This window comes from Lysobacter helvus (assembly GCF_018406645.1).
Taxonomy (GTDB): domain Bacteria; phylum Pseudomonadota; class Gammaproteobacteria; order Xanthomonadales; family Xanthomonadaceae; genus Noviluteimonas; species Noviluteimonas caseinilytica.
Genome location: NZ_AP024546.1, coordinates 2,347,277 through 2,361,143, shown reverse-complemented (window position 1 = coordinate 2,361,143; position 13,867 = coordinate 2,347,277). Strand labels below are relative to the sequence as shown.

Genomic DNA, 13,867 nt, shown 5'->3' with positions numbered 1-13,867 from the left:
TCCATGCGCCTTCCGTCCATTCCGCTCGTCGCCGGCCTCGCCCTGGCGATCGCGTGCGCGCCTGCACCGGCGCGCGAACCCGTCCACGCGCTGGTGGTGCCCGCCTCCGGCGTGCCCGGCGTGACGGATGCGCAACTGGATCCGGCGTTCTGGGTGGCGCGCATGGGCGCCGATGCGGATCGCGTGCTGCTGGATGCGAATGCGATCGCCGCCGCCAACGCGCGCATGCAGGCCACCGATCCTTCGCTGTACGACCTGTCCGCCCTGCCCGCGTCGGTGACGAAGGCGCAGGCGAACGAATGGATCACCGATCTTTCCAGCCGCCCGTCGAAACCGCTGTACGACGAACAGCACCGCGCGATTCCCGCGGCAACGATCGACGGCCTCGTCGATGCGCTCGCGCTCGACAAGCTCGCCGATGCGCCGCTCACCTGGGCGCTCGTCGTGCAGCGCGCCTCGCTGCGCACCTTCCCGTCCAACCTGCGCGCGTTCACCAGCGACGACGACACCGACATCGACCGGTTCCAGGAAAGCGGCGTCTTCCCCGGCACGCCGGTGGCGATCGTGCACACCAGCCGCGACGGGCAATGGGCCTTCGTCGTGAGCCAGCGCTATCGCGCGTGGATCGAACGCAAGTTCCTGGCGACCGGCCCGCGCGACAACGTGCTGGCTTACGCCACGAAGTCGCCGTACCGCCTGGTGACCGGCGCGAAGATCCGCACCGTCTACACGCCCGAATTGCCGAAGGCCTCCGAAGTGCTGCTGGAGATGGGCACGCGCCTGCCGCTCGCCGATGCGAAGCCCGACGTGCCGGTCAACGGCCAGCATCCCTACACCTCGCACATCGTCTCGCTGCCGATCCGCGGCGACGACGGCACGTTGCAACTCGCGCCGGCGCTGGTGCCGAAGATCGCCGACACGCAAGCCGCCCCGCTCCCGCTCACGCGCGCCAACATCGTGCGCCAGGGCTTCAAGTTCCTCGGCGAACGCTACGGCTGGGGCCACGATTACGGCGACCGCGACTGCAGCGGCTTCGTGTCGGAGGTGTATGCCAGCCTCGGCATCCTGCTGCCGCGCAACACCAGCGACCAGGCGCGCAGCCCCGCGCTGCGCAAGACGCGCTTCGACGACACGTCCACGCGCGCGCAGCGCGACACCGCCGTCGCCGCGCTGGATGTCGGCGACCTCGTCTACATCCCCGGCCACGTGATGATGGTGATCGGCCGCATCGACGGGCAGCCCTACGTCATCCACGACACCAACGGCGGCAGCATCCTCGGCCCCGACGGGAAGCGCTTCTCGCTGCACCTCAACGCGGTGTCGGTGACGCCGCTGCTGCCGCTGATGTACGACCAGGACCACCGCTACGTCGACCGGATGACCAGCGTCGTCCGCGTTGCCGCGGCGCCCAATTGATTAGCCGCGGACCGACAGGGACCGACCCATGAAGATCACCCGCATCGAATTCGCCATGCTGCGCGTGCCGCTGAAGACGCCGTTCAAGACGGCGCTGCGCACGGTCACGCAGGTGGAAGACGTGATCGTGATGCTGCACACCGACAGCGGCAACATCGGCTACGGCGAAGCGCCGGCCACCGCGGTGATCACCGGCGACACCATCGGCTCGATCGTCGAGGCGATCCGGAACTACATCGCGCCACGCCTGATTGGCCAGGACATCTCGGACCTCAACCGCCTCACGCGCCTCGTGCAGACCGCGATGGAGAAGAACACCAGCGCGAAGGCCGCGGTGGAGATCGCGCTGTACGACCTGTTCGCGCAGCAGTTCGATGCACCGCTGTACCGCGTGCTGGGCGGCGGCGATCCGGTGATCACCACCGACATCACCATCAGCGTCGACACGATCGACAAGATGGTGGCCGATTCGCTGTCGGCGGTGGAACGCGGCTTCGATTCGCTGAAGATCAAGGTGGGCAAGGAAATCGGCGTCGACATCGAACGCGCCAAGGCGATCTACGCCGCGGTGGAAGACCGCGCGCTGCTGCGCCTGGACGCCAACCAGGGCTGGACGGCCAAGCAAGCGGTGCACGCGATCCGCGCGATGGAAGACGCGGGCATCCAGCTCGAACTCGTCGAACAACCCGTCAAGGCCGCGGACCTGGAAGGCCTGCGCTACGTCACCGAACGCGTCACCACGCCGATCATGGCCGACGAAAGCGTGTTCGGCCCCGCGCAGGTGATCGAGCTCATCCGCATGCGCGCCGCCGACATCGTCAACATCAAGCTGATGAAGACCGGCGGCATCTCCAATGCGATCCATATCGCCGACATCGCTGCGCTGCACGGCGTGGAATGCATGATCGGCTGCATGCTCGAGTCCAGCATCAGCGTCGCGGCCGCCGCGCACGTGGCGGTGGCCAAGGCCGACGCGATCACCAAGGTCGACCTCGACGGGCCGTCGCTGCAGCAGTTCAACCCGGTCGAGGGCGGCGTCAACTTCAACGAATCGGAGATCTCGATCCCCGACGCGCCGGGCCTGGGCATCCGCGGCATCCGCGGCCTCGAACCGCTGGCGGGGTGAGATGGATCCCCTGCTGAAAATCCGCGCCGAACGCGAGGGCATGTCCGCGATCGAGCGCCGCATCGCCGACTTCCTGCTGGAGAACGCGCAGCTGCTGCGCGACTACTCCTCGCAGCAGTTGGCCGCGGCGTTGGGCATCAGCCAGTCGAGCGTGGTGAAGTTCAGCCAGAAGCTCGGGTTCCGCGGCTACCCGGACCTGAAGTATTCGATCGCGCAGGCCGCGCGACCCGAAGGCACGCAGGACACCACCACGAACGGACGCACGGAGAAGCCGGAACTGCTTTCCGGCGACCTGTGGCGCCGCAAGTCCGACGCCGAATCCGAAACGCGCGCGATCAATCCGCCGTCGTCGCTGGAATACGTCGCGTCCGTGCTCGATCGCGCGACCACCGTGTTGCTGTACGGCACGGGCGAAGACGCGGACCTGGCGCGCGCCTTCGCGCACCGCCTCGCCCTGCTCGGCATCGTCGCCGTGCACCACAACGATTCCGGGCACCTGGCCGCCAGCATCACCGCGAGCCGCGTCGGCGATGTGTTGATGGCGCTCTCGGCGCAGGGCCGGCAACCGGCGCTGTGCCAGCTCGCGCGCCTGATGCGCGAGCGACCTGGCAAGGTCGTCAGCATCACGCGGCACATCGCCAATCCGCTGCGCGCGCATGCGGACGTCGCGCTGCTGGTGTCGGCGCACGACGAGCGCGCGTACGTCGAACCGCTGCTGCATGCAGCGGGCGTGCAGCACTTGCTGGATCGCGTGTTCGTGCTGTTGTGCGACGGACGCGCGGAGCGGCTGGCGCGGTTCGAAGCGAACCTCGAACGGTTACGCACCCTTTCCGACTGACGCGGGCGCGGGCGACAACCAGGTGGCCACGACGACCGCCAACGCTGCGCCGACCAGTTGCGCCACGATGAATCCACCGACATCCGCCGGCCGGATCCCCGCGAACGATTGCGTCAGCGACCGCGCGATCGTCACCGCCGGATTGGCGAACGACGTGCTCGCCGTGAACCAGTACGCCGCGAAGATGTAGCTCGCCACCAGCGCCGGCACCGCCGCGGGTGCGCGCCGCACACCGAGCAGGATCGTCAGCAGCAGCCCGAACGTCGCCACGCCTTCGCTCAACCACTGCGCCCCGCCCGTGCGCGCATGCGTGCCGGGTTGCAGCAAGGGCTGGTCGAACATCGCGTGCGCGAGCACCACGCCTGCGATCGCCGCGACGCACTGCACGACGATGTAGGCGAGCGCCTCGCCGTTGCGCATCGCACCCGACCACCGCGCCGCCAACGTCACCACCGGATTGAAGTGCGCGCCCGAGATCGGCCCGAGCACCGCGATCAGCACGTAGAGCACACCCGCCGTCGCTGCCGCATTGGCGAGCAACGCGATGCCGGCGTTCCCGTTCGACAACGCCACGCCCATGATCCCGGAGCCCACGACGGTCGCAAGGAGCAACGCAGTGCCCAGGCCTTCGGCCAGCAGACGGCGCGCGAGCGTCACAGCGACGCCAGCAACGCGCGCACGCGCGATTCGATGTCATCGCGCACCGCGCGATAACCAGCGTCGTCCATGTCGCGCGGATCCTGCAGCGCCCAGTCTTCGCGGCGCTTGGCCGGCACCCACGGGCACGCATCGCCGCAGCCCATCGTGACCACCGCATCGAATTCACCGTCGATGTCGTCCAGCGATTTCGACGCATGCGTGGCCAGGTCGTAGCCCCGCTCGGCCATGAAGCGCACCGCTTTCGGATTGATGCGGCCCGACGGCGCGGAACCGGCGCTCATTGCCTCCACCGCGTCGCCGCCATGCATGCGCGCGAACGCCTCCGCCATCTGGCTGCGATTGGAATTCTCGATGCACACGAACAGCACGCGTTTCATCAGCAGCACGCCGAGGCCGGTGCGCAGCAAGCGCCTTCGCCCGCGGCGGGCGCGGGCTGCATCTTCGCCACGTCCGGCGTGCACGCCGCGCCGTCGGTGGCGCAGGCCGAGTCGCCCGCGTAATACGTGGTCGCCTCGCCCATCGTGTGGAAGGTTTCCCAGCGCGTGCCCTGCGGGTCTTCCGTCCACAGCTTGTCCGATCGGGCGTAACAGCAGATGGCCGCGTCCTCCGGCACGACGGTGCCGCCGGCCGCGTCGAGGCGCTGACCAAGCCCGGTGAGTTCTTCGCTGGAGTCCACCTGGATGCCGAGATGGTCGATCCCCGGCGCGCGGCCCGTGTTGGAGATGGCGAAGTTGACGCGCGGCGCGTCGAGCATCCACTTCGCGTAGTCCGGTTTGCGGACGGTCGGCTGCGTGGCGAACAGCTCGGTGTAGAAGCGGATGCTGGCGTCGAGGTCGGCGACGTTGAGGTGCACGTGGAAGCGGCTCATGGCTTGGATCCTTTCTTCGATGGCGCGCATTGGGGAACCGGACCGCAGGCCGCGCCGGCGCAGCAGTTCTCGGTGAGGTAATCGATCAGGGCATTCATGCGCGCGTAGTGCGCGCGGACGCGGATGACGCGGCCGTCGCGTTCGTCCTGCACGAGGTCGGCGGCGCGCAGCACGTTGAGGTGCGCGCTGAGCGTGGCGGGCGGCAGGCCAAGGCGATCGCGAAGTTCGCCGACCGAGAGGCCGTCGGGCCCGGCTTGCACGAGTTCGCGGAAGGCGGCCAGGCGCGAGGCGTGGCTGAGGGCGGTGAGGGCGGCGAGCGCGTGGGGGGTCTGCATGATTCGATAGTTCCGGAATTCTGGAATTGAGTCAATCCTGCTACTTTGCCCACGCCATCGGGCATCGGGGGATGCATGCGCAAGGATCGGGCGTGGGTGGGGCTGGGGATGTTGCTGGCGGTGCAGGTCGCGGCCGCGCAATCGACGGGGTCGGAGCACGCGAAGATCGCTGCATTCCTGGAGCACAGCAGTTCGCAATTCAGCGACATGTTCCAGGTCCAGGGCGGGCAACCGGAGCCGCCATCCTTCGAAGATCGCCTCTACGCCTGGGCCAAGGCCGGCGATGACCTGCCCGCCCTCCAGCGCAAGGCCGCGGGCCAGTACGACCTGTCGCCCGAACTCACGCAACGCCTGCTCGAGCTCACCATCGAACGTGCGGTTCCCACGCGCGAGGATTACAACCCGCCCGCGCTGATCGACAAGTACATCGCGCTCGCGCACGACTTCCCGCGCGACGACACCGTGCTGGTGGAGGCCGGCCGCACCATCGACGAAGGCCACTACGGCGATTGCGACGTCGCGTCGCTGGAACGCTTGCTCGCCGGTCGTCCCGATGCCGACCGCGCGCGCGTGCTGCTGTACGACACCATCGGGTGCGATCCGCTGCTGACGACACGCACGACCTTGCGCGCCGCCGATTCCGGACCGTTCCTCGACCTCGCCGAGCGCGCCTCCGGATTGGAGGGCGAGATGCTGCAGCTCGCCGCGTTGCGCGTCGGCGATGCAAAGGCGCACGCCGACCCCAGCGTGTCCGAAGCGCGGCGCACGAAGCTGCGCGCCCTGCGCATCGGCGAGGAACTCGAGGCCGGCCGCACCGACGAAGCGCTGGCCCTGCTGCCCGAGTCACCGGCCACGCAACCGGCGTTGACCGCCGCCATGGACGACGATCTGCGCCTGGCGCTGGCGGCGGCCCATGCCTTGCGCGGCGACGCCACGCGCGCCCGCGCATGGCGCGCAAGCGTCGCACCTGCGCCAGCGCCGGCGAACGAAGAGGACTACCAGCGCAGGCAGCGCGAAGGCGATGCGTACCTCGCCGGCATGCTCGATCGCTTGCTCGATGCGCCCGCGCGCGAGGATTTCCCGTTCCTGGTGCAGCACTTCCGCGTGGATCCGGCGACCGGCGATGCGTACTACCGCACGTGGGAGGCGGTGTTCGCGCGGCTCGCCCGCGCGCAGGGATATCCGGGCCTGGTGGAGGCTGCCTTCCTGCGCGATCCGGCGGACGAAAAGCGCGAAGCGATCGCCAACTGCCATCGCTGCGCACCGGAACTGCTGGGCGAGATCGACCACGTCGCCGCCACGAATCCCGTTGCCGACAAGACGATCACCAACGCACCCGCGTCTGCCCTGCCCGACGCCGTGCGCGCACGGATGGACGCCGCGCTCGTCGCGACACGCCCCATATGGCGCGAGCAGGCGCTCCCCGTGCCGTTGCGTCGCCTGCATCCGACCGCGACGCAGGACCATGACGAAGCCCGCTTCGCCGGCCCGCCGCAGCGCAAGGCCCCGGCGTGGGCGAAACGACTTCCGGAAGGCGAACTCGTGCGCTGGCAACAGGATGGCGCGCGCATCGTCGCGTTCACGGCCTCGCAGAGCCTGGATCCCACGGGCGAGATCAGCGCCGGCGGTTACTGGGTGAGCGTGTCGCACGACAACGGCGCGCATTTCGATGGGCCGCTGTACACCGGCCTGCGCATGTTCGCGCCCTACGCGGTGCTCCCCGACTCGAAGCTGCCGATGCTCGACGGCGATCGCCTGCAACTGGAAGTCGCCGTGCGCGCGGTGGACAACGAACACATCATGCTGCCGCCGGTCTCGCTGCCCTTCCTCGAACAGCGCGACGATGCCTACGTCGAAGCCACGCTCGACGACCTGGCGCGCGACACCGACGCGGACGGCCTGACCGACCTCGCCGAATGGGCGATGCTGCTCGACGCCGCGCGCGCCGACACCGACGACGACGGCCTGCCCGATGGCCGCGACCCGCTGCCGCAGGTGTCCGCCACCACGCACGCGCGCGGCGCCGACGCGATGGCGCGCGTGCTGCAGGAAATCCTGGGCGACCGCCTCGGCGCCATCGTCACCACCAACGCCACCGACGCCTCGCCCGGCCGCACCTTCGCCCTCGGCGCCGGCACCGATCGCTACAACGCCGCGCGCACCTTGTTCATGCAAGCGCCGCCCGCATGGTTCGCGGGCCTGTCGTTCGACGGCCGCATCGTGGTGCTGGACCCGGCCCAGCGCGAACAGCTGTCGAAGGTGCGCGGCAAGACGTTCGCCACCGAAATCGAAGTCTTCGAAACCAGCCGCGACGGTTCGCAGGCCATCGTGAAATGGACGTCCGGCTGGACCGGCGGCACCTACCTGCTCACGCGCGAGCGCAACGGCTGGAAGCTCGACACGCTCACGCAATGGATTACCTGAGGCGCCTTATTCCGGCAACGTCTCGCCCGACCCACCCAGCTCCTTCGGGAAGTCGCGCATCTTCGGCAAGCCATCGCGCATGCGCAGCACCGTCTCGCCGTAGTTCACGTGCAACGCGGGCTTGAAGTCGAGCGTCGGGATCGTCGCCGCGTACACGTCCATCAAACCGAACGGCGGATGCATCGTCATCAGGTGCCCGCCGCATTCCGTGCAGAACTGCCGGTCGCTGTTTTCCGTCTTCGCGAAATGCCCCACGTGCTCCTGGCCGCGCGTGACTTTCACGTTCTCGGGCTTCCACAACGAGAACGCATTGACCGGCCCGGCCGACCACGACCGGCACGAACTGCAGTGGCAATAGCCCATCGCCTCCGGGCTGCCCGTCACTTCGACCTGCACCGCACCGCAGAAACACGTACCGCTATGGGTCGCACTCATGGCTCGCACCGCTCCTCGCACCGGGGGAATCCCCGGTTCAACGCAGGCCGGCGCCGCTCGCGGACATCGGGCGCGCGATCGCGGCGTCCGCGTTGCGCGCCGCGGCCTGCAACACCTGCTGCAACACCTGGATGTTCGGCGGCTTGACCATGTGGTGGTCGAAGCCCGCATCCAGCGCGCGCTGCCGGTCCGCGGCCTGCGCCCAGCCCGTGAGCGCCACCAGCGTGAGCGGCGCATCGGTCAAGCGTGCGCGCACCGCGCGGGCCAATTCGTAGCCATTCATCTCGGGCATGCCGATGTCGAGCACGGCCACGCTCGGCGTGAAATGTTCGAGCATCGCCAGCGCCTGCGCACCGCTGCGCGCCACGTGCACCTCGGCGCCGAGGATGCGCAGCAACGTGGCCAGCGTGTCGCCCGCATCCGGGTTGTCGTCCACCACCAGCACGCGTTGCGCGCCCAGGTCCACGGGTGCGGGCGCCGGCGCGATCTCCACCGGTGCTGCCTGCGCCAGCGGCACGCGCAACGTGAATTCGCTGCCGCGTCCCAGGCCTTCGCTGCGTGCGTCGAGGCTGCCGCCATGCAGGCGCGCGAGCTGGCGCGACAACGCCAATCCGATGCCGAGCCCGGCCTGGTGGCGATTGCTGTCGCGATCGCCGCGATTGAACATGTCGAAGATGTGCGGCAGCGCACCGGGCGAAATGCCGACGCCGTTGTCGCGCACGCGCACCACCGCATCGTGGCCGTCGCGCTCGGCGCGGATCTCGATGCGCCCGCCGTTTTCGGTGTACTTGGCCGCGTTGTTCAACAGGTTGGCGAGGATCTGCGTGAGGCGCACATCGTCGCCGTCCAGCACCAGGTCGTCGGCCAGGTCGATCACGAGCTCGTGCCTGGCCTGTTCGATGTCGCGCGCGCACGCATCCACGGCATCGCGGACCACGGTGGCCAGCGACACGCGTCCCTTGCGCAACGACAGGTTCGCGCTGTTGAGGCGCGAGATCTCCAGCAGGTCGTCCACCAGGCGCACGAGATGGATGACCTGGCGTTCCATCACGCCGAGCAGGCGCGGATCGGCCACCGCGTTGTCGCCGGCGCGCTTGAGCAATTCGATCGAATTCCGCAGCGGCGCCAGCGGATTGCGCAATTCGTGCGCGAGCGTGGCGAGGAATTCGTCCTTCGCGCGATCGGCCTCGGCCAGGCTGGCGGCCTGGTCGCGGATGGCCTGCTCGGCCGCGTTGCGATCGGTGACGTCGCGCGTGGTGCCGGCCACGGCCACCACTTCGCCGTCGCGATCCAGCACCGGCGCGAAGATGTAGTCGTAGATGCGCCGGCCGTTGGTGCCGGTGAACGGGATTTCGCTGCGGATCGGCGCGCGCGTGGCGATGACCTGCTCGATCTCCGAATCGTGCAGGTCCGCGTGCCACTGCTCGTAGCCCAGGTCCATCCACGTCTTGCCGCGCACGTCGTCCACGCCCCACACCTTCACCAGCGCGGCGTTGGCGTACAGCGCGCGGTGTTCCAGGTCGAAGACGTAGATGAAGTCGGGCGTGCTGTCGAGCGCGGTCTCGTAGATGCGGCGCTGGCGTTCGGCCTGCTCGGCGATGCGCGCGCGTTCTTCCTCGATCGCCTTCTGCGCGGTGACGTCGCGGAAGAACACCGAGATGCCCTGTGCGGCGGGATAGGTCGAGACTTCGAACCAGCGTTCCTGCGCGGGATAGAACGCCGTGAACGACGCGCGGACACGCTCGAACATCGCCGAGTGGTAGCCGCGCTCGAACTCGGTGCCTTCCAGGCCGGGGAACGCTTCCCACAACACGCGCCCCCGCAGGGCGCTCTCCCCGAGGATCCGGTGCGCTTCGGCGTTGACGTAATCGAAGCGCCACTGCCGGTCGAGGGTGAAGAAGCCCTCGCCGATGCTTTCCAGGATGTCGACGGCTTCTTCGGTCGCCGCCACCGCCGCGTCGTTGACGCGATGGATGATGTATTCCACCTCGCCGTGCGCGTCGAGGATCGGCGAGTTGATCGGCAGCCAGTGGCGTTCGACGAACTGGCCGTGTTCGTCGCGGATGTCGTAACGCTGCGGCGCCATCGCGTCCGGCGCGCGCGTGGCCAGCACGCGGAGCAGCGACGCGCGGAGGTTGGACACGCCGTCGGCCTCGATGTCCGGGTTGTCCGGGAACACGTCGAACAACGGCCGCCCGAAGATGGACGGATCGGTGTACGTCACCTGCAGGTAGCCGTGGCTGGCGCCGACGATCGTGAAGGCGGCGTCGGGGCGCAGGATGAGGTACCGGCCGGGAACGAACCGGAAGGCGCGCTGGATATCGTCGTCGTTCAAGGGGCGGGCAGGCAGCGTGCGAAGACGGCGAGGATACGGGAGACAGGTGAACATGCGTCCACAAACCACCCCCGGAGGCCCGATGGCCCTGCCCGCCCTGTTCAAGCCGCTGGACGTCCGCAACCTGCACCTGTCCAACCGGATCGTCATCGCGCCCATGTGCCAGTACTCGGCGGTGGACGGCTGCATGACCGACTGGCACCTGGTCCACCTCGGGCACCTGGCGCTGTCGGGCGCCGCGCTGCTCACGATCGAAGCCACGGCGGTGCTGCCCGAGGGCCGCATCAGCTGGGCCGACGTGGGCCTGTATGACGACACGACCGAAGCGGCCATGCGGCGCGTGGTCGAAGGCGTGCGCGCGTGTTCGGACATGCCGCTGGCGCTGCAGCTCGCGCATGCCGGCCGCAAGGCGTCGACCGAAGTGCCTTGGGAGGGCGGCGCGCCGCTGTCGCCCGACGATCCGCACGGGTGGCAGGTGCAGGCGCCGTCCGCGATTCCCTTCCACGACGATGCACCGGTGCCCGAAGCGCTCGACGCCGCCGGAATGGAGCGCATCCGCGAGGCGTTCGGCGCCGCGGCGGCGCGCGCGGCGCGCCTGGGCCTGGACGCGGTGCAGGTGCACGGTGCGCATGGGTATCTGCTGCACCAGTTCCTGTCGCCGCTCTCGAACAAGCGCACCGATGCCTACGGCGGCAGCCTGGAGAACCGCATGCGCTTCCCGCTCGAAGTGTTCGAGGCGGTGCGCGCGGCGTTCCCCGCCGACCGCGCGGTCACGATGCGCGTGTCGGGCACCGACTGGGTGGACGGCGGCTGGGACGTCTCGCAGACGATCGCCTTCGCGCGTGCACTCGAAGCGCGCGGCTGCGATGCGATCCACGTCTCCAGCGGCGGCGTGCATCCCGCGCAGCGCATCCCGGTCGCGCCGGGTTACCAGGTGCCGCTGGCGCGCGCGGTAAAACAGGCGATCGACATCCCGGTCGTCGCGGTGGGCCTGATCACGGAACCGGCGCACGCCGACGCGATCATCGCCAACGGCGACGCCGACATCGTGGCGCTGGCCCGCGCGATGCTCTACGACCCGCGCTGGCCCTGGCACGCCGCCGCGGCGCTCGGCGCGCGCGTGCATGCGCCGAAGCAGTACCTGCGGTGCCAGCCGCGCGGGCTGAAGGAGCTGTTCGACGTCACTCCAGGGTGAAGCCGGCCTTCAACGTCACCTGCCAGTGCATGACCTGCCCGTCGGCCACGTGCCCGCGCACGTCGGTCACCTGGAACCAGCGGATGTTGCGCACCGATTCGTGCGCCTTCGCGAGCGCCTTGCGGACGGCGTCGTCGGTACCGGTCGTCGACGAGCCGGTGAGTTCGATGGATTTGTAGACGTGTTCGCTCATGGCGGGGCCTCCGTTGCGTCCGGGGCAACGCGGCGCGCGACGCGCGGCGGCCATCGCCACGGCCGAGCTTGCACCGCGCGCGGCGGCGGTTCGTAATCGAAGTCCCGCGCCCAACAAGGCTTGCCATGTCCCCGGCCGCATCCGCTCTGCTCCAACCCGGCGACGCTGCGCCGGATTTCACCTTGCACGCCACGCCCGACCAGCGCGTCTCGCTGTCGGAGTTGCGCGGACAGCCGGTGATCCTGGCCTTCTATCCCGCCGACTGGAGCCCCGTGTGCGGCGACCAGATGGCGCTGTACAACGAAATCCTGCCGGCGTTCCGCGAATCGCGCGCGACGCTGCTCGGGATTTCCGTCGACGGCGTGTGGTGCCACGCAGCGTTCTCGGCCGAACGCGGCCTGCACTTCAACCTGCTCGCCGATTTCGAACCCAAGGGTGCGGTGTCGAAGCAGTACGGCGCGTACGACGATGCCGGCGGCGTGAGCAAGCGCGCGCTGTACGTGCTGGATTCGGAAGGCAAGGTGTTCTGGTCGCACCTCTCGCCGATGGCGATCAATCCCGGCGCGGACGGCATCCTCGATGCCCTCGACCGGTTGGGGGCGCGATGAGCACGCTGCGCACGCCGGTCGGCGAGAACGACCACATCGAAGGCCCGGAAGACGCGCGCGTCACGCTGCTGGAATACGGCGATTACGAATGCCCGTACTGCGGCGCGGCGTATCCGATCGTCAAGCAGATCCAGCATCGCTTCGAAGGCCGGCTGCGGTTCGCGTTCCGCAACTTCCCGCTGTCCAACGCGCATCCCAATGCGATGGATGCGGCGAGCGCCGCCGAGTTCGCGGGCGAACACGGGCGCTACTGGGAAATGCACGACGCGCTGTACGAGCAGCAGCAACACCTCGGCCCGGCCTTGTACGCAACGCTGGCCGAACGCTTGGGCCTGGATGCGGCCGCGTTGCAGACCGCGGTGGACGACGGTCGCTATCACGCGAAGATCCGCGCGCAGTTCACCGGCGGCGTGCGCAGCGGCGTCAACGGCACGCCGACGTTCTTCATCAACGGCACGCGCTTCGATGGCGTGGACTATCGCCAGCTCGGCGCCGAACTGGCGCAGGCGATCGACGCCGCGGGCAGTTGAACAACGGTCGCGGGGCCCGTTCGTCGGTCACTCCCCCGTCGGGGGGATTTCGCTGGCCGTTCCGCCATGCCTGCGGCGTAGCCTTTGGGTAGCCGCGCTGCGCGCGCTCGAGTGAGCCCCCCATGCACCGCAAGCGCGTCATCGTCGCCTTCGCCGCTGCCTCCCTCGCGCTGGCCGCGCTCGCCGGCGAGCCGCACCACGCGCCGCACTGGAGTTACGCGGGCGAGGAAGGCCCCGCGCATTGGGCGAAGCTCGCCCCCGAATTCAGCGCATGCGCCGGGCACCAGCAGTCGCCGGTGGACCTGGACCGGTTCAGCGACGTCGCCCTGCCCGCGCTCGCGCCGCATTACCAGGGCAGCGGGCGCGACATCGTCAACAACGGGCACACGGTGCAGGTCGACTACGCCCCCGGCAACACGTTGACGCTCGAAGGCAAGGTCTACACGCTCAAGCAGGTGCACGTGCACCTGCCGAGCGAACACCATCTGCATGGCAAGTCGCTCCCGATGGAAGCGCATCTGGTGCACGCCGACGCGGCGGGCCACCTGGCGGTGATCGCGGTGCTGTTCGACACGGGCAAGCCGAACACCGAGATCGCCCACCTGCTCGAACACGCACCGACCCACGCCGGCGCCCCCGTGCCGCTGGACGCCGCCGCGGGCATCGCGGTCGCCGGCCTGCTGCCGAAGGACCTGGGCTACTACCAGTACAACGGCTCGCTCACCACGCCCCCCTGCACCGAAGGCGTGCGCTGGCTGGTGCTGACCCATCCGCTGACCGCGTCGGGCCACCAGCTGCACGGGCTGGCCACGCTGCTCGGGCATTCGAACAACCGGCCCGTGCAACCGATCGGTGCACGGCGCGTCCTCGAATAACCCCGCGACGTGGCGGGTGGTGGTACAAC

At 69.2% G+C, this 13,867-nt stretch carries 15 protein-coding genes; 8 read left to right on the top strand and 7 right to left on the bottom strand.

Translation table 11 applies throughout. The annotated features are described in order from the left end of the window. Positions 1-3 precede the first annotated feature (3 nt). The 3 genes from LYSHEL_RS11495 to LYSHEL_RS11485 are packed head-to-tail and all read left to right on the top strand — an operon-like array spanning position 4 to position 3,380. A complete protein-coding gene (locus tag LYSHEL_RS11495; RefSeq protein ID WP_213434178.1) occupies positions 4-1,416 on the top strand; it encodes a C40 family peptidase in 1,413 nt (470 codons plus the stop codon). Between the two features lie 28 nt (positions 1,417-1,444). Continuing rightward, positions 1,445-2,542: a dipeptide epimerase gene (locus LYSHEL_RS11490; protein ID WP_213434177.1), complete on the top strand. Its 1,098-nt coding sequence runs from the start codon at positions 1,445-1,447 to the stop codon at positions 2,540-2,542. A 1-nt stretch (position 2,543) separates the two neighbouring features. Continuing rightward, entirely contained in the window at positions 2,544-3,380 is an 837-nt protein-coding gene (locus LYSHEL_RS11485; protein ID WP_213434176.1) for a MurR/RpiR family transcriptional regulator, read from the top strand. On the opposite strand, the gene LYSHEL_RS11480 is transcribed toward LYSHEL_RS11485, so the two are convergent. Genes LYSHEL_RS11480 through LYSHEL_RS11465 form a run of 4 tightly spaced genes read right to left on the bottom strand, consistent with a single transcriptional unit; the run spans position 3,360 to position 5,243 of the window. After that, positions 3,360-4,037 (bottom strand): aquaporin, encoded by a 678-nt coding sequence (locus LYSHEL_RS11480; RefSeq protein ID WP_213434175.1) that lies wholly within the window; start codon positions 4,035-4,037, stop codon positions 3,360-3,362. The genes LYSHEL_RS11485 and LYSHEL_RS11480 overlap by 21 nt on opposite strands. After that, a complete protein-coding gene (locus LYSHEL_RS11475) occupies positions 4,034-4,447 on the bottom strand; it encodes an arsenate reductase ArsC (RefSeq protein ID WP_244858527.1) in 414 nt (137 codons plus the stop codon). Before LYSHEL_RS11475 ends, LYSHEL_RS11480 begins: the two co-directional genes overlap by 4 nt. After that, positions 4,417-4,908 (bottom strand): ArsI/CadI family heavy metal resistance metalloenzyme, encoded by a 492-nt coding sequence (locus tag LYSHEL_RS11470; RefSeq protein WP_213434174.1) that lies wholly within the window; start codon positions 4,906-4,908, stop codon positions 4,417-4,419. The genes LYSHEL_RS11475 and LYSHEL_RS11470 overlap by 31 nt, the downstream gene beginning before the upstream one ends. Further along, positions 4,905-5,243 (bottom strand): ArsR/SmtB family transcription factor, encoded by a 339-nt coding sequence (locus LYSHEL_RS11465; protein WP_213434173.1) that lies wholly within the window; start codon positions 5,241-5,243, stop codon positions 4,905-4,907. The genes LYSHEL_RS11470 and LYSHEL_RS11465 overlap by 4 nt, the downstream gene beginning before the upstream one ends. Before the next feature lie 75 nt (positions 5,244-5,318). On the opposite strand from LYSHEL_RS11465, the gene LYSHEL_RS11460 reads away from it, so the two are divergent. Continuing rightward, entirely contained in the window at positions 5,319-7,667 is a 2,349-nt protein-coding gene (locus LYSHEL_RS11460) for a hypothetical protein (protein WP_213434172.1), read from the top strand. A gap of 6 nt (positions 7,668-7,673) precedes the next feature. On the opposite strand, the gene LYSHEL_RS11455 is transcribed toward LYSHEL_RS11460, so the two are convergent. Both LYSHEL_RS11455 and LYSHEL_RS11450 read right to left on the bottom strand, forming a co-directional pair. After that, positions 7,674-8,102: a GFA family protein gene (locus LYSHEL_RS11455; protein WP_244858526.1), complete on the bottom strand. Its 429-nt coding sequence runs from the start codon at positions 8,100-8,102 to the stop codon at positions 7,674-7,676. 37 nt (positions 8,103-8,139) lie between these two features. Further along, positions 8,140-10,437 (bottom strand): PAS domain-containing protein, encoded by a 2,298-nt coding sequence (locus LYSHEL_RS11450; RefSeq protein WP_213434171.1) that lies wholly within the window; start codon positions 10,435-10,437, stop codon positions 8,140-8,142. An 82-nt stretch (positions 10,438-10,519) separates the two neighbouring features. On the opposite strand from LYSHEL_RS11450, the gene LYSHEL_RS11445 reads away from it, so the two are divergent. Continuing rightward, on the top strand, positions 10,520-11,632 hold the full coding sequence (locus LYSHEL_RS11445) for an NADH:flavin oxidoreductase/NADH oxidase (RefSeq protein ID WP_213434170.1): 1,113 nt from the start codon (positions 10,520-10,522) through the stop codon (positions 11,630-11,632). On the opposite strand, the gene LYSHEL_RS11440 is transcribed toward LYSHEL_RS11445, so the two are convergent. Beyond that, the gene (locus LYSHEL_RS11440) at positions 11,619-11,825 is read right to left on the bottom strand and encodes a dodecin (protein ID WP_213434169.1); all 207 of its coding nucleotides are present in this window, start codon (positions 11,823-11,825) and stop codon (positions 11,619-11,621) included. The genes LYSHEL_RS11445 and LYSHEL_RS11440 overlap by 14 nt on opposite strands. A gap of 125 nt (positions 11,826-11,950) precedes the next feature. Here LYSHEL_RS11440 and LYSHEL_RS11435 point away from each other — a divergent pair, with 125 nt between their 5' ends. The 3 genes from LYSHEL_RS11435 (at position 11,951) to LYSHEL_RS11425 (ending at position 13,838) form a co-directional block, all read left to right on the top strand. Continuing rightward, the gene (locus LYSHEL_RS11435) at positions 11,951-12,433 is read left to right on the top strand and encodes a redoxin domain-containing protein (protein WP_213434168.1); all 483 of its coding nucleotides are present in this window, start codon (positions 11,951-11,953) and stop codon (positions 12,431-12,433) included. Next, on the top strand, positions 12,430-12,963 hold the full coding sequence (locus LYSHEL_RS11430; protein WP_213434167.1) for a DsbA family protein: 534 nt from the start codon (positions 12,430-12,432) through the stop codon (positions 12,961-12,963). The genes LYSHEL_RS11435 and LYSHEL_RS11430 overlap by 4 nt, the downstream gene beginning before the upstream one ends. Before the next feature lie 122 nt (positions 12,964-13,085). Then, complete coding sequence (locus tag LYSHEL_RS11425) at positions 13,086-13,838, top strand: carbonic anhydrase (RefSeq protein ID WP_213434166.1); 753 nt, start codon at positions 13,086-13,088, stop codon at positions 13,836-13,838. Positions 13,839-13,867: the final 29 nt, after the last annotated feature.